Genomic DNA, 19010 nt, shown 5'->3' with positions numbered 1-19010 from the left:
CCCGGCGTCAGCCGTTGCCGCTCACGCGAGCGGTTCCGGGACTGACTAGAAAGCGGGGAAGACGTCGCCGTTGGGCCACGTTTCCTCGATGAACTTCTTCACGTCCGGCGAGTGGAGCAGCTCTTCGAGCTTGGCCACGGCGGGATTTTCGTCACCGGCGTTCCAGGCCAGGAAGTTGGCATACGGGTTGTTCTCGGAGGACTCGACGACCACTGCATCGTCGGTGTTCAGCCCCGCATCCAGGATGAAGTTGCCATTGATGATGGCCAGGTCGATCTTCGGATCCTCGATCAGCTGGACCAGGATTTCAGGCTGATTCTCCTCGAATTTCAGGCCCTTGGGGTTCTGCTCCGCGGTCAGCGTCAGCGCCGCCGAATCGTCCTCGATCCCGGTCAGCAGGCCGGCCGTTTCGAGCATCTTGAGTGCCCGCGGCTGGTTGCCCGGATCGTTGGTGATCGCAACGGTTGCGCCCTCGCCAAGGTCCTCGACGCTCTGGTGCTTCGACGAGAACCCGGCGTACGGCTCAATGTGGATGCCTTCGCCATGTTCGAGGTCGTAGCCCTTGTCGGCCACCTGCTGCTCAAAGAAGGCCAGATGCTGGAAGTAGTTGGCATCCAGCGAGCCGTCGCTCAGGGCGATGTTGGGGGTCTGGTAATCGGTGAATTCCTTGATCTCCAGATCGATCCCGGCCTCCTGGGCCAGGTTCTCATCCACGAACTCCAGGATCCGGCCCTGCGGCACGGGAGTGGCACCGACGGTAACGGTGACGGGATTGGCCGGATCCAGCGTGGTCTCGGCGCTGGGGGTGGATTCGGAGCCACCGCAAGCCGTCAGCGCCAAGGCCGCAGCCAGGCCGGTACCAATGAGCGTTAGTGCTTTACGCATCTGCGTGCGTTCCTTTCGAATGACCGGGCCGGCCGAAGTCGGCTCGTCCCGGATGTGGTGCAGCTAGCGGCTACTGGCTGCATTCTTCCGCTGCCGGTGAGGCGGGCGGGAAGCGTGGGGGAGCGGGACGGCGCTGTCCCGACACGTCGCGGACGCCGCGTTTCAGACGGCGGTTACCGGCTCATGGCGCCGGCGCTTCGAGCCTGCGGTGGAAGCGCTGCGGTGGTCCACCCGCCGGGCCACCGCGTCGCCGATCCACTGGATCAGCTGGACAAGGACCACCATGATCACGATGGTCACCACCATGACGGTCGTGTCGAACCGCTGGAAGCCGTAGTTGTAGGCGAGCTGGCCGAGGCCGCCGCCGCCGGTGAGGCCCGCCATGGCGGAGTAGCCCACGAGCGTGACCAACGTCGTCGTCAAGGCAGCGACCAGCCCGGGCAAAGCCTCGGGAACGAGGACCTTGGCCACGACCTGCAGGCGGGTGGAACCCATGACGAGGGCCGCGTCGATTTTGCCGGAGCTCACATCCCGCAGCGCGGTTTCCACCAGGCGGGCGAAGAACGGCACCGTGCCGATGGTCAGCGAGACGCAGGCGGCCAGGGCGCCGATCGAGGTGCCGGTGATGACCCGGGCCAGCGGGATCAGCGAGATCATCAAAATGGCGAACGGAATGGACCGGGTGATGTTCACGATGATGTCCGACACGATCCGGTTCGTCACCGGCATCGGCCGCAGCCCGGCGGGCGCACTGGTGTAGAGGAAGATGCCCAGCGGCAGGCCGATCAGCAGGGTAAAGGCCCCCGAGACCCCGACCATCAGCAACGTTTCGCCGATCGCTTCCGGCAGGGCATTGGTGATGCCCGGGTTGGTCGTCAGTTCGTCGATGAAGTTCATGCCGCTTCCTCCTGCAGGACGCGGACGGCCACGCCCTGGCCGACCAGGTGCTCGGTGAGGGCAGCCGTGTCCGCCCCGGCCGGCAGTTCGATGCGCAAGTGGCCGAACTGCGTGCCGGCCAGCGACTCCACGCTGCCGGCCAGGACGTTCAGGTCCAGGCCGAAGGCCCGGGCAGCCCCGGTCAGCACAGGCTCCGACGCGCGTTCGCCGGAATAGAGGATTTCCAGCATCGTGCCCCCGCCGGTCGCCTCGGCCGAGGGCAGCGGCAGCAGCGTGCTCGAGAGGCGGCCGCCCAGGTCGGCGGCGACCTCGCGCAACGGGCCGTGTTCGACGATCCGGCCGGCCTCCAGCAGCGACACCGAATCACAGATGCGCTTGATGACCTGCATTTCGTGCGTAATCACCAGCACGGTCAGTTGGAGCCGCTCGGTCAGGTCACGGATCAGGGTCAGGATTTCGTCGGTGGTCTTCGGGTCCAGGGCCGACGTGGGCTCGTCGCAGAGCAGCACGTCCGGGTCCGAAGCCAAGGCGCGGGCGATGCCGACCCGCTGCCGCTGGCCGCCGGAGAGCTGGGACGGGTAGGCGTCCTCAAACCCCTCCAGGCCGACGAGCTTGATCAGTTCCGAAACCTTGGCGCGGATGGACGCCTTGGGCGTCTTGACGATCTCCAAGGGATGCGACACGTTCTGGGCGGCGGTGCGGGAGTCCATCAGGTTGGCGTGCTGGAAGATCATCCCGATGCGGCGCCGGGCCGACCTGAGGTCGGCGTCGCGGGCGGCACTGAGCTCGGCCCCGTTGATCGATACCGATCCGGACGTCGGGGTGTCCAGGAGGGTCAGGCAGCGCACCAAGGTGGACTTGCCGGCACCCGAATGGCCGACGATGCCGTGGACGGTGCCCTTGGGGACGGACAGGCTGACCCCGTCCAGGGCTACCACTTCGCGGCCGCCTTGGCGGTAGACCTTGCGCAGGTCGGTAACGGTGATCATGGAACCTCGGGAAATCGATGTCTGGAGCGTCGACAGCCGCCATAGCATGTGCCGCCATCAAGGTTTAATTATGACAGCCGTGACAACGCGCCAGAATTCGACGGGACGTTGCGTCATACGGCGACGCGAAGTTGACAGTGCCGCGAGAAGCCAGGGGGCGGGCGGGTGTGCGCGCCGGTGGGGGCAGGGTCAGACGGCGGCGGGCATCAGGCGCACCGGCCAGACCCCGTCCACGACGGCTTCCGGATCCTTGCGCCGCAGCCAGGCCTCGAAATTTGCCGCCTGCTGTGCGCACCAGTCGATCTGCAGGGCATGCAGCTCGGCCGCGCCGATGCACAATCCTGCGTAGCGGCGGGCGAGGGCGTCCGCGACGCCGATGGTGGCCAGGGCGTCGGCCGCCGACGTGTGCGCGGCGTCGAGCCGGACGCCGTAAAGTTCGCACAGCGCCCCCAAGGTGCGCTTCCCCCGCCGGTAGCGGTCCACCTGCTTGTCCAGGACATACGGGTCGATCACCGGAGACGCCGCCGGGGCCGGCAGGCCGTACCGCGAGCATTCGCGTGCCAGCACGGTGAAATCGTAGGCGGCGTTGAAGGCCATGACCGGAATGCCCGCGTCGAAGTAGCCGGTCAGTGCCTCGGCGATACCGGCGGTGGCAATTGCCGCGGGCAGGCCCTCGCTGCGGGCCCGTTCGGTGCTGATCCCGTGGATGGCGGCGGCTTCCTCAGGGATCTCCACTCCGGGGTCCACCAGCCACTCCCGCTCCTGCAGCGGCTGTCCCGCTGCGTCGACCAGGACGATGGACGCCGTCACGATCCGCGCGGTGTGGGGATCACGGCCCGTGGTCTCGAGATCGAAGGCCGCGCGGGGACCGGTATGCCAGCTGTTCATGTCCGCAACGCTATCCGGCGGATCGGACAATCCCGGGGAGGCGCCGCGGGGTGTGTGGCAGCCGCTCCCGCCGCCCGCCGGTGCAGGCCGCACGGGGCCGCTAAATTACACTGGTGTAATGCGCGAGGCGATAGTAGAGGCGGTCCTCGACCTTGCCGCAATCATTCCGCCGGGCCGGGTGCTGTCGTACGGCGATGTCGCCGAACTGCTCGACGCCGGGGGCGCCCGGCTGGTCGGCAGGATCCTGTCCCTGCACGGCGCGGCGGTTCCGTGGTGGCGCATCATTCGTGCCAACGGTTCCCTGCCCGATGAGCTGATGGAACAGGCTGTGGCGCACTACCGCCGGGAAGGCACACCCCTGGCGGAGCCGGCGGCGTGGCCGCCCAGGGTGCGCATGGCGGAAGCCCGTTGGGTGCCCGGGCCTGAAGAATACGCAGCGATCGAGGAGCTCCGGCGCAAAGTGTCCGAACCGATTGATGGGATGGGGCCATGATCGAGACCAAGCCGTCGGCCGGGCTGCAGCTGGTCCGGCCCGAAACCAGGTCAGCCGGTGCCCCGCTTCCGAGTCCGGACCAGGCGCAGGTCATCGACCTGCCCGCCGGCTGCGGTCCGGTGCTGGTCCTCGGCGGCCCGGGTACGGGAAAGTCGACCGCTTTGGTGGAACACGCGGTGCGCCGGGTGGAGGAAACCGGACTTGACCCGGCGAACCTGCTGTTCCTGGCTCCGAACCGGCTGGCGGCCGCGCGCCTGCGCGACACGCTGACCGGGCGCCTCAACCGCAGCCTGGGCACCTCCCCGACCAGGACCTGGTCGGCCTACGCCTTCGACCTGATCCGACGGGCACGGGTGGAAGGACTGCTGCCGCTGGTGGAGCGCGCGCCGCGGCTGCTGTCCGGGGCCGAGCAGGACCAGATCATTGCCGAACTGCTGGCCGGCCATCGTGCCGGCTACGGCCCGGGGGCCGGCTGGCCGGAAGACCTGCAGCAGGCTCTGGCGACCCGCGGCTTCCGGCAGGAGGTCCGCCAGCTCTTCGACCGGCTGACCGAGTACGGCAGCACCGCAGGGCAGCTGGAGCAGTTGGGCGCAGAGTATGGCCGGGCGGACTGGATGGCGGCGGCCCGGCTGTATCGCGAGTACCGTGACGTGATCGACCTCCGGATGCCCGAAGCCTTCGACCCTGCCGGCATCATCACCTCGGCACGCCAGCTGCTGCTGGAGCATCCCGGCTTGCTGGAGCGGGAACGCAGCCGCCTCCGGCTGATCCTGGCGGACGACCTCCAGGAAGCCAATCCCGCGGTCTTCGAACTCCTGGCCTTGCTTGCGGAGGGACAGGATGCCGTGTTCGCCGCCTCGCCGGACACCGTCGTCCAGGGGTTCCGCGGCGCCCGTCCGGATGTCCTCGGCAAGTTGCCCGGGCTGGTCGGCACACCGGACAGGCCGCTGCACACGCTGGTCCTGACCACTTCGCACCGGATGGCGCCCGGAGTCGCAACCGCCTGGCAGTCAGCTGCCGCCCGGATCTCGCAGGTCGCCGGGGCGCACCGCGCCCGCGACCTCGTCCATCCCGGTGCGGAAGCAGAAACTGGGAGCGGAACCGTGCCCGCCCACGGCGGCGCGGACCGGAACGACGCGCCCGCCGCCAGTTCGCACGTGGTCGCGTCGCCGGTCCACGAGCACCGCTATGTGGCGCAGCGGATCCTGGAAGCCAGGCTGTTCGAGGGCTACCGGCTCAGCGAGATGGCCGTGATCGTCCGCACCGGCGGCCAGCTCTCGGCCCTCGCCCGCTACCTCACCGGCCAGGACATCGCGGTCAAGGTCCCGGTTGCCGAAAGCGCGGTGCGCGACGAGGCCGCGGTCCGGCCGCTGCTGGACGCGTTGGCCGTGGCCCTGGAACCGGAACTACTCACCCCCGACGCTGCCGTCGCCCTCCTGACCTCCAGGATCGGCGGCGCGACGGCGATCGACCTGCGCCGCCTGCGCCAGGCACTGCGGCGCGAAGAGCTGCTCGGCGGCGGGGGCCGGTCCAGCGATTCCCTGCTCGTGGAAGCGATCGGCGACCCCGTGTTCCTCGGCACGCTCGGAAGGGAAGCCGGATCCGCCAGGAGGATCGCGCGGATGCTCAAGGCCGGTCGGGACGCGGCGGCCGAGCCCGGGGCCAACGCCGAGACGGTGCTGTGGGCACTATGGTCCGCCACCGGGCTCTCCGATCGCTGGGCGGCACAGGCACTGCAAGGCGGACCGGTCGGCGTGCGGGCCGACCGGGACCTCGACGCCATGATGGCGCTGTTCCAGACCGCCGAGCGGTATGTGGACCAACTCCCCGGCTCCAGTCCCCGGCAGTTCCTGGAATACCTGTTGAACCAGGAACTGCCGATGGACAACCTCGCGCCGCGCGCCCAGATGCGCGAAGCTGTGGAACTGCTCACGCCCGCCTCGGCGGCGGGCCGGGGCTGGCCGCTGGTCATCGTGGCCGGCGTCCAGGAAGGGGTGTGGCCGAACACCAGGCTGCGTGGCGAACTGCTGGGCAGCACGGAGTTCGTCGAGGTTTTGGAGCGCGGCGTCGAGGACGCCCGGAGGATCGACGCGGTGAGCAGGCTGCGGGAAATCCGGTACGACGAATTGCGGAGTTTTTCCACGGCGATCTCGCGTGCCGAACGCCGGCTGATCTGCACGGCGGTGCAGTCCGAAGACGCCCAGCCGTCGCAGTTCCTCGATCTGGTTGAGCCCTGGCTGGACCCGGAAACCCCCCGGCCGGCGACGGAAGTCCTCCGCCCGCGAACCGTGCGTGCCTTGGCAGCGGAACTCCGGCAGGCCGCCCAGCAGGCCTCGACCCGTCCGGAAGAGGCGGCGGATGCTGCCGCCGTGCTCGCCATGCTGGCGGCCAGCCCGGTGCCGGTGCCCGGCGCGCACCCGCGCGACTGGTGGGGATTGCTGCCGCTGAGCAGCACGGCACCGGTCGTTCCGGAGGGGGAACCCGTCCCGGTTTCCCCCTCGAAGGTGGAGGCCGTCCAGAAATCCCCGCTCGACTGGTTCATCCAAGCGGCAGGGGGCGAAGCGGCCACCGACTTCGCCCGCAGCCTGGGCACCCTGGTCCACGGAATTGCGCAGGACTTCCCCGCGGGCACGGGAACGGAATACGTGGCCGAACTGGTCCGACGCTGGCCGCAGTTGGGGATGAAGGAGAACTGGGAGGGGCGGCTTGACTTCAACCGTGCCGAAGGAATGGTCCGGAGACTGGCCCAGTACGTGATCCAGATGCGTGCGGAGGGCCGGAGCCTGGTCGGCGTGGAACAGGACTTCTCGGTTGACCTGCCGGGTCCGGAACGCGTGGCCAGGCTGCGGGGACAGGTGGACCGGTTGGAACTGGACGCCGACGGGCGGCTGCACATCGTGGACCTGAAAACGGGACGCGCTGCCCCGACCAAGGCAGAACTGGAGCGGCACCCGCAGCTGGGCAGCTACCAGGCGGCGGTCCAGGCCGGAGGATTCCCCGAACATGCGTCAGCCCCGGGCGGCGCTTCCCTGGTCCAACTGGGACAGGACCTGAAATCGGTCAAAGTCCAGCAGCAGGAGAGCCTGGCCGACGGCGAAGACTGGGCCACAGCGATGATCCACGAGGCCGCGGCGCTCATGGCCGCTTCCGAATTCGAGGCCCGGCACGATCCGCAGCGGTCCGGCAACGGCGGTCACGGCTGCCGTGCACCGGAAATTTGTCCCCTGTGCGCAGAAGGAAGGCAGGTCACCGAATGAGCATAGGAGCGGTCACCACAACCTACAGCCCGGAAGAACTTGCCGGACTGCTGGGCCAGCACCTGCCGACAGCCGAACAGTCGGCCATCATCAGCTCCCCGCTGCAGCCGATGCTGGTCATCGCCGGCGCCGGCTCCGGCAAGACGGCGACGATGGCCGACCGCGTGGTCTGGCTCGTGGCCAATGGGTTCGTTCGCCCCGATGAAATCCTCGGCGTCACTTTCACGCGCAAGGCCGCAGGCGAGCTGGCCGCCCGGATCCGCGCCCAGCTGGCCAAGCTGGACCGCAAGGGCCTGCTGCCGCAGGAGGCCGACGATGCCGCCGGCCTGGTCGAACCGAAGGTCTCGACCTACCACTCCTACGCCAACGGTTTGGTCAGCGACTACGGGCTGCGCCTGGGAATTGAACGCGACGTGGTGCTGCTGGGCACCGCGCAGTCCTGGCAGCTGGCCAGCCACTGCGTGGAGGCATACGACGGCCCCATCGAGCACCTGGTGGCCAGCAAATCGACCCTGGTCAACGCCGTGATGCAGTTCGCCGGGGAATGCTCGGAGCATCTGGTCACCCCGGACCAGGCTGCCGGCTACCTCGCGGAGGAGGTGGAGCGGATCGCCGCCCTTCCCTACATCGACGGCAGCACCAAGCCGGCCAAGCAGGAGGTGCGGAAATTGCTCGACCGGCTGCGGACCCGGATCACCGTGGCCAACCTGGCCGCCGGCTACAACCGGGCCAAGCGGGAACGCGGGGTGCTGGATTTCGGCGACCTGGTCTCCCTCGCGGCCCGCATCGCCCGCGAGGTGCCGCAGGCCCGCCAGCTGGAACGCAGCCGCTACAAAGTCGTGTTGCTGGACGAATTCCAGGACACCTCCCACGCCCAAATGGTGCTGTTCTCCGAACTGTTCGGGGACGGGCATGCCGTCACCGCAGTGGGCGACCCGAACCAGTCGATCTACGGCTTCCGCGGTGCCTCCGCCGGCCAGCTCTTCGCTTTCCAGGAGCACTTTCCCCTGGTGGGCGACGACGGCCGGCGGGCCCCAACTCCGGCCGGTTTCCTCACGGTGGCCTGGCGCAACAGCATCAACATCCTGCGGATGGCCAACCGGATCTCGGCGCCGCTGAACCGGGAAGACCCGAACCGTCCGCGCCCCGGCCGGATCAGCGTTCCGCCGCTGCGCCCACGGCCGGGAGCCACGGAAGGAACGGTGGCACTGGGACGCTACGCGACCGAGGCGGAGGAGACCCTCGCCCTCGCCGACGCGATCGAGCGGGCGCGGAAGACGGTTTTCGCCCGCGACCCTGAAACCGGCCGTGCCGAACCCGTCAGCACCGCCGTGCTGTGCCGGCGGCGGGCACAGATCCCGGGCATCGCCAAGGTACTCGAAGAGCGGGGCATTCCCTACGAAATCATCGGGCTGGCCGGGCTGCTGGCGCAGCCGGAGATCGTGGACCTCGTGGCGACCCTGCGCGTCCTGGCTGATCCGGGACGGTCCGACGCGCTGATGCGGCTGTTGGCAGGGGCACGCTGGCGGATCGGACCGGCGGACCTGATGGCCCTGGCCGATTGGTCCCGGTTCCTGGAGAGCCGGCGCCGCGCGGCGGCGGCAGGCGAGGCCGCCGAGCTGGACCGGGATGAGGCCGCGGGCGAGGCCGTCGTCGAACAGGACCTGGCCGAGGCCGCGTCCCTGATCGAGGCGCTGGACCGGCTTCCCAAGCCGGGCTGGACCTCGCGCCACGGGCGGTCGCTGACGCCCGTCGCGCTTGAGCGTTTGGGGCGCTTGGCGGAAGAGGTCCGCTACCTGCGCAGCTTCGTCGGCGACGACCTGACGCTGTTGCTGGGCGAAGTGGAACGCACCATGCTGCTGGACATCGAGGTTGCCTCCAAGCCCGGCCAGAGCATCCACCAGGCGCGGCGCAACCTTGATGCTTTCCACGATGCAGCGGCAGCGTTCATGCAGACATCGCAGCGCGTGGATCTGCTGGCCTTTTTGGCGTGGCTGGAAGCGGCCGCCGCCGAAGAGGGAGGCCTGGACATGGCGCAGGTGGACGTGCGGCACGATGCCGTGCAGCTGCTGACGGTCCACGCTTCCAAGGGGCTGGAATGGGACGCAGTCTTCGTCCCCGGACTCAACGACGGCGCCTTCCCTTCCTCCTCGGACAACCGGTGGAGCAGCGGCCACGCTGCCCTGCCCTGGCCGTTGCGCGGCGACCGGTCCGACCTTCCACAGTGGGATACCGACCAGCCGGACCAGTTGTCCTGGCTGAACGCGGAAGCGGACTACAAATCGGGCGTCCAAGCACACGGCGAAGACGAAGAGCGCCGGCTGGCCTACGTCGCCTACACCCGGGCCAAGCACCTGCTGGTCTGCAGCTCCGCCGGCTGGACCGGCAGCAAGGTCAAGCCCACGGCCGTGTCGGCCTTCCTGGCCGAACTGCACGAAATGTCACAGGACGAACCCACGGCAGTGCAGGTGCGGCATTGGGTAGCGGACGAGGAACTCGGGCCGGAGAATCCGTTTCGGGCCGAAGTGGAAACAGCCATGTGGCCCTTCGATCCGTTGGAAGGACCGCGGGTCTACCGCAGCGGCATCCCGCAGCGGCAACGTCCGGGCCGCCGGGCGGCCATGGAACAGGCCGCGCAGGCAGTGCTCGAGTCGCTGGCACAGGACCGGCAGCCGGCCGCCGACTCGGCGTGGGCCCATGAGGCCAGGCTGCTTCTGGAACGCCACAACGCCGCCCCCACCGCCGGCGAAGTGGAGCTGCCGGCGCACATCTCCGCGTCGCTGCTGGTGGACTTGGCCGACGACCCGGACGAAGTCACGCGGCGCCTGCGGCGTCCGGTGCCCCGGAAGCCCGGCATGGCCGCCAGAAAGGGCACCACCTTCCACAGCTGGATCGAGGAATACTTCGGCACCACGGGGATGTTCGATCTCGAGGCCTACCCGGACGCGGCCGACGCCCACGTCGACGAGGCCTATGATCTGGCCGGCCTGGTCGAGACTTTCAAAGCGTCCGAATGGGCCGACCGGGTCCCGGCAGCCATCGAAGTGCTCGTCGAGACCCGCGTCGGCGGCGTCGTGGTGCGCGGGCGCATCGATGCCGTGTTCCGCGACGCGGACGGCAGCTGGGACCTGATCGACTGGAAGACCGGAACCGCGCCGACGGGCACGCAACTGTCGGTGAAGTCGGTGCAGCTGGCCGTCTATCGGCTGGCGTGGGCACGCCTGCACGGAATCGACGTGGACCGCGTCAAGGCCGCCTTTTACTACGTCGGGCAGGACAAACTCGTGCGCCCGCACGGCCTGGCCGGCGAAGCGGAGCTGGAAGCGGCGGTGTTGCGGGCCTACGCGTAGTAGAGCCCCGCGCAGCAGCGATCGGCGCCCCGCGCAGCAGGGGTTAGCGCCGTTGGTTGATGACCGGAAGCGCCGTGGTGTCCGCGGACGCAGGCTCGGCTTCCTTGACCGGCCGGGCCTCCTTGCCGGCGGCCGCTGCGCCGTCGGCGCTGCCGTTCTCCGGCGGCGCAGGCTCCGCGGCGTCCTGATCCGCAGCGTCCTGTTCCGGCGCGGGCGGTGCCGGAGAAGCTGGATCGACGGCAGGACCCTCAACCGGGAGCAGCGTGACCTTGGAACTCCCGGAGCGGCCGGCGAGCTGGACGCGTGCGGGCCCGTCGTTCCGGTGCGCCTGCTCGGCCGAACCGTTCCCGCCCGCCGAAGCCGCCCTGCCGGCGCCGTCCTGATCGCCGTCCGCCGGTTCGTCCCCCGTCGGCCGATCGGCAGGAGCCGGCTCCGCGGCACGGTTCCGGCCCTCGGAACCGGCGGCCGGTTCCCGGGCCGGAGCCGCCGGAACAGCGGCGACCGTGGGCGGAACGGCAGGCGGCGGGGGAGCGGTGACGCTGATGGGCTGGCCGCCGTGTTCGGCCACATCGGCCTCGAGCTCGTTCAGCATGTCGACCGCCTCGTCAACCATGGTCTGGTCGCCCGCGGCCAGTCCGCGGACCAGCCATTGGGCCAGCGCGAATTCGGCGGACAGCGCTGCCCGGCGCATCAGGTGGGGATCGACCGGGTCCTTGCGGTACTTGCGGTAGGACTCCAGCACCACGTCGGCGAACGACTGTTCGTGTACGGCCACCAGCCACGCGAAGTCATCGGCGGGGTCGCCAATGCGCAGGTCGGTCCAGCCGGTCACGGAGCTGACGCTGCCGTCTTGGACCAGGAGGTTGTCTTCGTGCAGGTCGCCGTGCACCACGCACGGATTGAACTTCCAGAGGGCGACGTCCTCCAGAGCGTGCTCCCACCGGCGCAGCAGGGCCGGCGGGATCTTGCCGGTGGTGGCAGCCTGGTCGAGTTCGTTGAGCTTGCGCTGGCGGAACTGGTCGGCGGTGTAGCTGGGCAAATCCGCGGCGTCGACCATGCGCTGGGGCAGGTCGTGGATGCCGGCTGTCGCCCGTCCGATCGATACCGGGACGGCGGCGCCGGCGGCGACCAGGGCTTCCAGCGCCAACATGTTCCCGGGCACGTGGTTGTAAACGAAGGTGCGCAGCTCGGACTGCTGGACGGTCCCGGCGACCGTGGGCACCTGGAAAGGCAACTCCGCGCGGATCGCAGGCGAGAAGGCCCGGAGCACCAACAGTTCCGTTTCGAGCCGCATGCTGGCCTCGGCGTGCTTCGGAGAACGCACGCGCCAGCGCTTGCCGGACGCATCGGTGAGTACGGCGGACTGGAAATCCGCCGCATCGTCTGGCAACCCGGCAACGCCCGTGGGCGTCAACCCGGGTACGGCCGCGCTGGCTATTGCCGCCAGCTCCAGAGGTGTCTTTCTCACGTAGTCCACCGTACGTGCAACCGGTACCGGCAGCCCGGCCACGGCCGCGGCGAGTCGCCGGATGGGTGACGCAGGCCGCACCGGCGGGGCACCGCCGCGCGCAGTCCCACAGCACCGCCGCGCGCAGTCCACAGCGGCGGCGGCGCGAATAACAGTCCGGGCGCCGGGGTGAGTACGGTAGAGAGCATGAGTCTTAGCACCGCCGCTGCAGGGTTCCCGCCGCTGGGCCAGCTGATGCTGGCGCGCACCACCATGGACCGCGGGTGCGAGCGGCGCAGCCACCCCGGCCTGGTGGACGGCATCTGGGGCAGCGACACCACGCATGTGATGCTGATCGCCGACGGCAAGACGCTGGTACGGGGCGGAAGGATCGTGCTGCTTCCCAGCAGGGAACGGACCGCAACCGACCTGTCCGTCTACCTCGGCCGGGCCGTGGAAGGCGCGGATGTGCCCGTCGGGACCGACATTGTGCTCTCGGTGTTGGCGGACCGCGCGGAAGCTGCCGAGTACGACGGCGAGTGGCTGGGCCTGCGCGACGTGGCGGGGGAGCTCTCGGCGCAGGACGCCGGGCTGTTTGTGGAGGCCGCGGCGATTTCCAACTGGCACCTGACCCACACCCATTGCCCGCGTTGCGGCCACCGCACGGAGATCGAGCAGGGCGGCTGGGTGCGCCGCTGTCCCGCCGACGGAAGCCAGCATTTCCCGCGCACCGATCCCGCCGTCATCGTGTCGGTCATCGACGAGGACGACCGCCTGCTGCTCGGCCGCAACAGCGCATGGCCGGCCAGCCGGTATTCGACCCTGGCCGGCTTCGTCGAGCCGGGGGAGTCGCTCGAGGCCGCGGTGGTGCGGGAAATCGAGGAGGAGTCCGGCGTCGTGGTGCACTCGCCGCGCTACCTTGGATCCCAGCCGTGGCCGTTCCCGGCATCGCTGATGATCGGTTTCACGGCGGTCGCGACGGACGCGGCGTCGGTCCCCGACGGCGTGGAGATCCTGGACACGCGGTGGTTCAGCCGGGAGGAACTGGCCGCGGCACTGAAGGCTGACGAAGTCCAGGTGGCCAGCGGCATTTCGATTGCGCGGGCGCTGATCGAGCACTGGTACGGCGGCGAGCTGCCGCAGGCCGGACGATGAGCGCAGCGGCAGCCGGGCCCCTCCCGGACAGCAGCCTCGAAGACCGGATCCTGGCCGGACTGGACGACGAGCAGCGGCAGGTGGCCACCAACCTGGCCGGACCGCTGTGCGTCCTCGCCGGAGCGGGCACCGGCAAGACCCGTGCGATCACCCATCGGATCGCCTATGGCGTGCACACCGGGGTGTATACGCCGCAGCGGGTGCTGGCGGTGACGTTCACCGCGCGCGCGGCCGCCGAGATGCGGACGCGGCTGCGCGACCTCGGTGTTGGCGGGGTGCAGGCACGAACGTTCCACGCCGCGGCGCTGCGCCAGCTGCAGTTCTTCTGGCCGCAGTCGGTCGGCGGTCCGTTGCCCGGCCTGCTGGACCACAAGGCCAGCGTCATCGCCGAATCTGCCCGCCGCCTGCGGCTCACCACCGACCGTGCCGCCATCCGCGACCTGGCGGCCGAGATCGAGTGGGCCAAGGTTTCCATGCTCACGCCCGAGAGCTATGTCCGCCGGGCGGCAGGGCGTGCCGCACCGGCAGGCTACGACCTGACGACGGTGGCGCGGCTGTACCAGGCCTACGAGGACGTGAAGACGGACCGGAACATCATCGACTTCGAGGACGTCCTGCTCATCACCGTGGGGATCCTCGAGGAAGACCCGAAGGTGGCGGCCGCCGTCCGGGACCAGTACCGGCACTTCGTGGTGGACGAATACCAGGACGTCTCGCCGCTCCAGCAGCGGCTCCTGGACCTCTGGCTGGGGGACCGTGAAGAACTCTGTGTTGTCGGCGACGCCAGCCAGACCATCTACTCCTTCACGGGAGCGACCTCCCGGCATCTGCTCGAGTTCACCAAACGCTTCCCCGGAGCCGACGTTGTCAAACTAGTCCGGGACTACCGCTCCTCCCCGCAGGTGGTGCAGCTGGCCAACTCGCTGCTGGCCGCCCGCACCCGGCAGCCGGCGCGGGACAACGACACCTGGCCGACCCCGCTTGAGCTCATCGCCCAGCGTCCGGCCGGGCCCGAGCCCTCGTTCACGGAATGCGCCGACGACGAGGCGGAGGCCGCCCAGGTGGCCACCCGTATCCGCGGACTGATCGACGACGGCGTGGGCGCCGCCCAGATAGCGGTGCTGTTCCGCACCAACGGGCAGTCCCAAGCGTACGAACAGGCGCTGGCCAATGCCGGCATCGGCTATCAGCTGCGCGGCGGGGAGCGGTTCTTCCAGCGGCGGGAGGTCCGCGACGCGATCCTCCAGCTGCGCGCCTCGTCCCGGGCCGCCGGAACCGAACCCGTGCCGCAACTGGTCCGGGACGTGCTGGCGAACCTGGGCTACACGCGGGCGGCTCCGCAGACCGGCGGTGCGGTGCGCGAACGCTGGGAATCCCTGGCGGCGCTGGTGGGACTGGCCGACGAGCTGGACGCGGCCCGCGGTTCCGCGGCCGGCGGTGTTTTCACCATGTCCGACTTCGTGGCGGAGCTCGACGAACGCGCCGCCGCCCAGCATGCTCCCACGGTGCAGGGTGTCACCCTCGCCTCGCTGCACTCGGCGAAGGGCCTGGAATGGGACGCAGTCTTCCTGGTCGGGTTGAGCGAGGGGCTGATGCCGATCTCCTTCGCCGACACCGACGAGGCCGTGGACGAGGAACGCCGGCTGCTCTATGTGGGCATCACCCGTGCCCGCCAGCACCTGGCTCTGTCCTGGTCGCTGGCCCGGACCCCGGGAGGCCGCGCCAACCGCAAACCGTCCCGGTTCCTGGACGGGCTGCGCCCCGCCTCTTCCTCCTCCGTCCGCAGCACGCCGGGCCAGCGGCCGGCGCGGCGCAAGCAGGCCGCGCCGGCGGTGTGCCGCGTCTGCGGCACCCTGCTCGGCAGCGGGGCGGAACGCAAGGTCGGCCGGTGCCACAATTGTCCCCCCACCTACGAGGAGTCGACGTTCGAGGCGCTGCGCGAGTGGCGCAAGGAGACGGCCAGCGAAGCCTCGATGCCCGCCTTTGTGATCTTCACGGATGCCACCCTGGTGGCCATCGCCGAAGCCCGGCCCCAGTCATTGCAGGAGCTGTCCAGGCTGGCCGGCGTGGGGCCGTCCAAACTGGAGCGTTACGGCGAGGATGTGCTGCGCGTCCTGGCCGCGAACTGAACCTGGGCCGGCCCGGGCAACCCCGCGCTCAGGCCGCCGGGGCCAGCACGCAGCCGCAGGCCGGGTGCGGCGGGTAGGCGTGCCGCGTCACGGTGCCGTCGCCGCTGTCGAGTTTGAGCACGGCGGAGAAGCTGCCGGGCTGGTTCCGTTTATCCAGGAACAGCAGGGCCTGCATCGCAGCCAGGCCGGCCGCGGCCACCGACTGCGACACTTCGTCGGCCGCGCCCCGGTCTGCCTGCGGCTCGGCCGGCCGGCTGGTCAACCGGGCAACGACATCCGGCCACCCCGGATCGGCGTCGGCCCGGTGCAGTTCCACGCAGCCAAGGCAGCTTGTCTGGCCGGGGACCACCAACGGCCCGATCAGGGTGTCCTGCTCGCGCACCAGGACGCTCAGGTGCGGGTGTCCCCGGCTCATGAGCGCCGCGGCGACCCGGGGATCGGCCACGTCGCGGTCGACGTAGACGGCCAGGCTGAGCGCGCGCGGAAAGATGCCAGCGGCACCCTGCTCCGCGGTCGAGCCGGGCAACAGGTGGCAGGCGACCGTGGGATCGACCTGGTGCACCGCCCGCCGCACGGCCTGCCCGCGGCCCAGGCCGATGTCGGCGAGCCGGATGGCGCCGGACCCGACATCTGAGGGGGCGGCGACCGCCGAATCCTCGAGCAGAAGCGTGCCGACGCCGGCCGCCGCCAAGGCGGTGCCCAGCGCTGCACCGGTGCGTCCCAGCCCGATCAGCTGAACGATGCAGCGGCCCCGGGCGGCGAGCGGTCCTTCACCGTCGGCCGAGTACACCGCCGACCAACGGCGCGCATCCGGTGCGAGCCGGTCGGCGCGCAAACCCGACAGGCGTTCCCCGCCGGAGTCCGGCAGCAGGACCGGTGCCAGCGCCGCCAGCAGCGACGCGGCCCGCTCCCTGTCCAGGCCACAGCCTGCCCGCACGTCGTCCAGGTCAGCCGATTCAATCCCCCGGCACAGCCGGGAAAGGAAGTGCCGGTCCGCTTCCCCGGTTCCCTCGATCACCAGTCCGCCGGCACCCAGGCCGAACTGGACGCTGCCCGCGGCGCCCTCGAGCATGCGCAGGCCTGGATTGATCCTCAACTGTGCCACCGCAATCCTCCTCGCCGCCTGCCCGTGGTCCGGGAGCGTCCCGGACCTCCATGCTGGCACGGCGGCGGCAGGCGCCGGAGGGTTATCCACAGAAAACCGGGCACCGGGCCTTCGCGGATGCGGACGGTCGGATCGACCCGGTAACCTCGTCGCATGTCCCGAGCAGATCAAACGCAGGAATCCCGTGCCAGCGCAACGCCTTCGCGGCCGGTGCCGCTGGTGGCCGACACGGGGGAGCGGGTGGCGCTGACCACATCCACCGGGGCCCCCGTGGTGGTCAAACGGTCAGCTCGCCGGCGCCGGACCGTCTCCGCCGCCTGGCGGGACGGGGCCGCCGTGATCTCAATTCCCGGCCACTTTTCGCAGGCGCAGGAACGGGAGTGGGTGCAGCGGATGCTCGCCAAACTCGAGACGCGCGGCTCCCGCCCGGAGGGACGGACCGCCGCGAGCGACACGGACCTGGCCCGCCACGCGGCGGAGCTGTCGCGCCGTTACCTGGCCGGCAACGCTATCCCGACCAGCATCCGATGGGTTTCCAACCAGAACGACCGCTGGGGGTCGGCAACGCCGGCCCGGGGCACCATCCGCATCTCCGACAAGATCAAGGACATGCCCGCCTGGGTCGTCGACTATGTGATCCTGCACGAGCTGGCACACCTGCTGGAGCCCGGCCACGGGCCACGCTTCTGGCGGTTGCTGCAGGCCTATCCGGAGCTGGAACGGGCCAAGGCCTTCCTCTCCGGCGCAGCCTTTGCCATGGGCCGCGGCCTGCAGGACGAGGACGACGTGGACGGCGCCGGCGAGAGCGACAGCTAGCCGCGGTCTCCGTTTCCGGTACCGCCCGGGCCTCCATCGGCGGTGCCGGTATCCTCACCGCCGGCGGAGCCGTCCGGACCTCCGCCGGAGCTGCCGGAGTCTCCACGGTCGGCGGTACCGTCCGGCTTCCGGGCATCGCCGTCGCCGGGCTGCTCTTCGAAGCCACCGCTCAAGAGTTTCTGCAGCGCCTCGTCGACTTCCGCCTCGGAGGCGTCCAGCAGTTTCCGCCGGGCGCTGAAGCCGGCCGGATCGTCCAGATCCTCCGCGGTCGGCAGCAGGTCGGGGTGGTTCCAGATCGCGTCCCGTCCTTCGACTCCGCGTTCCTCCTTCAGGGCGGACCACAGGGCGGCGGCATCCCGCAGCCGGCGGGGGCGCAGCTCAAGTCCGACCAGGGCCGCGAAGGCGTGTTCCGACGGCCCGCCGGTGGCCCGCCGCCGTCGGACCGTTTCGCGCAGCGCCGGTGCCGAGGGCAGGTTGGCCGCTGCGCCGGCGGTGAGCTCGTCCACCCAGCCCTCGACCAGCGCGAGCGCAGTTTCGAGTTTGGCCAGGGCGGCTTCCTGTTCCGGCGTGCGCTTCGGCATGAACACGCCCTGCGAGAGTGCCTGCTGCATGGATTCGGGGTTTGTGGGGTCGAGGTCGCGGGCCACTTCCTCGATCCGCCCCATGTCGATATGGATGCCCCGGGCATAGCTTTCGATAGCGCCCAGCAAGTAGCCGGAGAGCCACGGGACATGTGTGAACAGGCGGGTGTGCGCAGCTTCCCGGATGGCCAGGAAGAGCAGTACGTCCTGCCCCGGGATGTCCAGGCCCTCGCCGAACGACTTGACGTTGGCCGGCAGCAGGGCCATCTTGCCTTCCACCAGCGGGACACCGATGTCGCTGGAGCTGACCACGTCCTTGGCCAAGGCACCCACGGCCTGGCCCAGTTGCATGCCGAACATCGCGCCGCCGAGGTTCTGCAGCATGGAGTGTGCCCCGCCGAGCATCTGCTTCATCTCCTCCGGCACCTGCTCGGTCAGCGCGCTGGTCAGCGCGAAGGCGATGCTGTTGGCGACCGGCTCCGTCAACCGCTTCCAGGTCGGCAGCGTTGCCTCAACCCACTCGGCGCGGGACCAGGCCCTGCCGATCAGCCCGGTGCCGGGCATGCTCGTCACCGGATCGAGCCACATCTCGGCCAGCCGGAGCGCTTCGTCGACGGCGCGGCCCTGTGCGGCAGAGACGGACGGGTCGCTGTCAGAGGCGGCCACCTTGCGGGCGCTTTCATGCGCCAGTTTCCAGTTGACCGGACCTTCGGCGGGGGCACTCATCATCGCCTGGACCTGTTGGAACATCTGCGCCAGGGCGCTGGGGTCGGAGGGCAGTCCTGCCGCCTTGGCTATTTCCGCGGGATCCATTGCCCCGCCCTGCCCGCCGAAGAGCTTGGCGAACATCTCCGTCAGCGGATCCTGCGGGTCGTCGTCGGGCTGCTTGGGGGTCATCACTACCACCGGTCCTCGAGGGTTGGAGCGGGCACGGGCCGCAGCGGCTGCCGGGGAGGCAGCGGGGGCTGTGCCCGGGGTGTTGCGTGAGTTCCACGTTACCGGCAGCCGGGATTCCTTG

General features: G+C 70.0%; 13 protein-coding genes. 6 read left to right on the top strand and 7 right to left on the bottom strand.

What is annotated here, in order from left to right:
* Positions 1 to 45: 45 nt before the first annotated feature.
* From AC5RVZ_RS19125 to AC5RVZ_RS19110, 4 genes are all read right to left on the bottom strand, one after another.
* Positions 46 to 885, bottom strand: a complete 840-nt coding sequence (locus AC5RVZ_RS19125) for a MetQ/NlpA family ABC transporter substrate-binding protein (RefSeq protein ID WP_494067308.1) — start codon at positions 883 to 885, stop codon at positions 46 to 48.
* 162 nt (positions 886 to 1047) lie between these two features.
* Positions 1048 to 1782, bottom strand: coding sequence for a methionine ABC transporter permease (locus tag AC5RVZ_RS19120; RefSeq protein WP_494012550.1), 735 nt, complete (start codon positions 1780 to 1782; stop codon positions 1048 to 1050).
* On the bottom strand, positions 1779 to 2771 hold the full coding sequence (locus AC5RVZ_RS19115) for a methionine ABC transporter ATP-binding protein (protein ID WP_494067307.1): 993 nt from the start codon (positions 2769 to 2771) through the stop codon (positions 1779 to 1781). Before AC5RVZ_RS19115 ends, AC5RVZ_RS19120 begins: the two co-directional genes overlap by 4 nt.
* Positions 2772 to 2960: 189 nt before the next feature.
* On the bottom strand, positions 2961 to 3659 hold the full coding sequence (locus AC5RVZ_RS19110) for a 3'-5' exonuclease (protein ID WP_494067306.1): 699 nt from the start codon (positions 3657 to 3659) through the stop codon (positions 2961 to 2963).
* Between the two features lie 118 nt (positions 3660 to 3777).
* On the opposite strand from AC5RVZ_RS19110, the gene AC5RVZ_RS19105 reads away from it, so the two are divergent.
* Genes AC5RVZ_RS19105 through AC5RVZ_RS19095 form a run of 3 tightly spaced genes read left to right on the top strand, consistent with a single transcriptional unit; the run spans position 3778 to position 10759 of the window.
* Complete coding sequence (locus tag AC5RVZ_RS19105) at positions 3778 to 4152, top strand: MGMT family protein (RefSeq protein WP_494067305.1); 375 nt, start codon at positions 3778 to 3780, stop codon at positions 4150 to 4152.
* Positions 4149 to 7409 carry an ATP-dependent helicase gene (locus AC5RVZ_RS19100; protein ID WP_494067304.1) on the top strand — a complete coding sequence of 1087 codons (3261 nt, stop codon included), beginning with the start codon at positions 4149 to 4151 and terminating at the stop codon, positions 7407 to 7409. Before AC5RVZ_RS19105 ends, AC5RVZ_RS19100 begins: the two co-directional genes overlap by 4 nt.
* Positions 7406 to 10759: an ATP-dependent helicase gene (locus AC5RVZ_RS19095; RefSeq protein WP_494067303.1), complete on the top strand. Its 3354-nt coding sequence runs from the start codon at positions 7406 to 7408 to the stop codon at positions 10757 to 10759. Before AC5RVZ_RS19100 ends, AC5RVZ_RS19095 begins: the two co-directional genes overlap by 4 nt.
* A gap of 43 nt (positions 10760 to 10802) precedes the next feature.
* On the opposite strand, the gene AC5RVZ_RS19090 is transcribed toward AC5RVZ_RS19095, so the two are convergent.
* Positions 10803 to 12227 carry a macrolide 2'-phosphotransferase gene (locus AC5RVZ_RS19090; protein WP_494067302.1) on the bottom strand — a complete coding sequence of 475 codons (1425 nt, stop codon included), beginning with the start codon at positions 12225 to 12227 and terminating at the stop codon, positions 10803 to 10805.
* A gap of 186 nt (positions 12228 to 12413) precedes the next feature.
* Between AC5RVZ_RS19090 and nudC the strand changes: the two genes are divergently transcribed.
* Entirely contained in the window at positions 12414 to 13361 is a 948-nt protein-coding gene (nudC, locus tag AC5RVZ_RS19085) for an NAD(+) diphosphatase (RefSeq protein WP_494067301.1), read from the top strand.
* Positions 13358 to 15490: an ATP-dependent DNA helicase UvrD2 gene (locus AC5RVZ_RS19080; RefSeq protein WP_494067300.1), complete on the top strand. Its 2133-nt coding sequence runs from the start codon at positions 13358 to 13360 to the stop codon at positions 15488 to 15490. The genes nudC and AC5RVZ_RS19080 overlap by 4 nt, the downstream gene beginning before the upstream one ends.
* Before the next feature lie 28 nt (positions 15491 to 15518).
* Here the strand turns inward: AC5RVZ_RS19080 and AC5RVZ_RS19075 are convergent, their stop codons facing one another.
* Positions 15519 to 16595 carry a TOMM precursor leader peptide-binding protein gene (locus tag AC5RVZ_RS19075; protein ID WP_494067299.1) on the bottom strand — a complete coding sequence of 359 codons (1077 nt, stop codon included), beginning with the start codon at positions 16593 to 16595 and terminating at the stop codon, positions 15519 to 15521.
* 153 nt (positions 16596 to 16748) lie between these two features.
* On the opposite strand from AC5RVZ_RS19075, the gene AC5RVZ_RS19070 reads away from it, so the two are divergent.
* On the top strand, positions 16749 to 17411 hold the full coding sequence (locus AC5RVZ_RS19070) for a M48 family metallopeptidase (protein ID WP_494067298.1): 663 nt from the start codon (positions 16749 to 16751) through the stop codon (positions 17409 to 17411).
* Here AC5RVZ_RS19070 and AC5RVZ_RS19065 read toward each other — a convergent pair.
* Positions 17408 to 18889, bottom strand: a complete 1482-nt coding sequence (locus AC5RVZ_RS19065; protein ID WP_494067297.1) for a zinc-dependent metalloprotease — start codon at positions 18887 to 18889, stop codon at positions 17408 to 17410. The two genes, AC5RVZ_RS19070 and AC5RVZ_RS19065, sit on opposite strands and share 4 nt — an antisense overlap.
* Positions 18890 to 19010: the final 121 nt, after the last annotated feature.

It is taken from the genome of Arthrobacter sp. Cza30 (assembly GCF_059090765.1).
Note: the sequence above shows the minus strand (reverse complement) of the source record. Positions and strands in the feature narration are given on the sequence as shown.

What these genes read in the sequence shown, in the direction of transcription:
- AC5RVZ_RS19065 (WP_494067297.1), bottom strand. Translation starts at nt 18,889, where the DNA reads ATGACCCCCAAGCAGCCCGACGACGACCCGCAGGATCCGCTGACGGAG.
- AC5RVZ_RS19105 (WP_494067305.1), top strand. Translation starts at nt 3,778, where the DNA reads ATGCGCGAGGCGATAGTAGAGGCGGTCCTCGACCTTGCCGCAATCATT.
- AC5RVZ_RS19095 (WP_494067303.1), top strand. Translation starts at nt 7,406, where the DNA reads ATGAGCATAGGAGCGGTCACCACAACCTACAGCCCGGAAGAACTTGCC.
- AC5RVZ_RS19100 (WP_494067304.1), top strand. Translation starts at nt 4,149, where the DNA reads ATGATCGAGACCAAGCCGTCGGCCGGGCTGCAGCTGGTCCGGCCCGAA.
- AC5RVZ_RS19120 (WP_494012550.1), bottom strand. Translation starts at nt 1,782, where the DNA reads ATGAACTTCATCGACGAACTGACGACCAACCCGGGCATCACCAATGCC.
- AC5RVZ_RS19125 (WP_494067308.1), bottom strand. Translation starts at nt 885, where the DNA reads ATGCGTAAAGCACTAACGCTCATTGGTACCGGCCTGGCTGCGGCCTTG.
- AC5RVZ_RS19080 (WP_494067300.1), top strand. Translation starts at nt 13,358, where the DNA reads ATGAGCGCAGCGGCAGCCGGGCCCCTCCCGGACAGCAGCCTCGAAGAC.
- AC5RVZ_RS19110 (WP_494067306.1), bottom strand. Translation starts at nt 3,659, where the DNA reads ATGAACAGCTGGCATACCGGTCCCCGCGCGGCCTTCGATCTCGAGACC.
- nudC (WP_494067301.1), top strand. Translation starts at nt 12,414, where the DNA reads ATGAGTCTTAGCACCGCCGCTGCAGGGTTCCCGCCGCTGGGCCAGCTG.
- AC5RVZ_RS19070 (WP_494067298.1), top strand. Translation starts at nt 16,749, where the DNA reads ATGTCCCGAGCAGATCAAACGCAGGAATCCCGTGCCAGCGCAACGCCT.
- AC5RVZ_RS19115 (WP_494067307.1), bottom strand. Translation starts at nt 2,771, where the DNA reads ATGATCACCGTTACCGACCTGCGCAAGGTCTACCGCCAAGGCGGCCGC.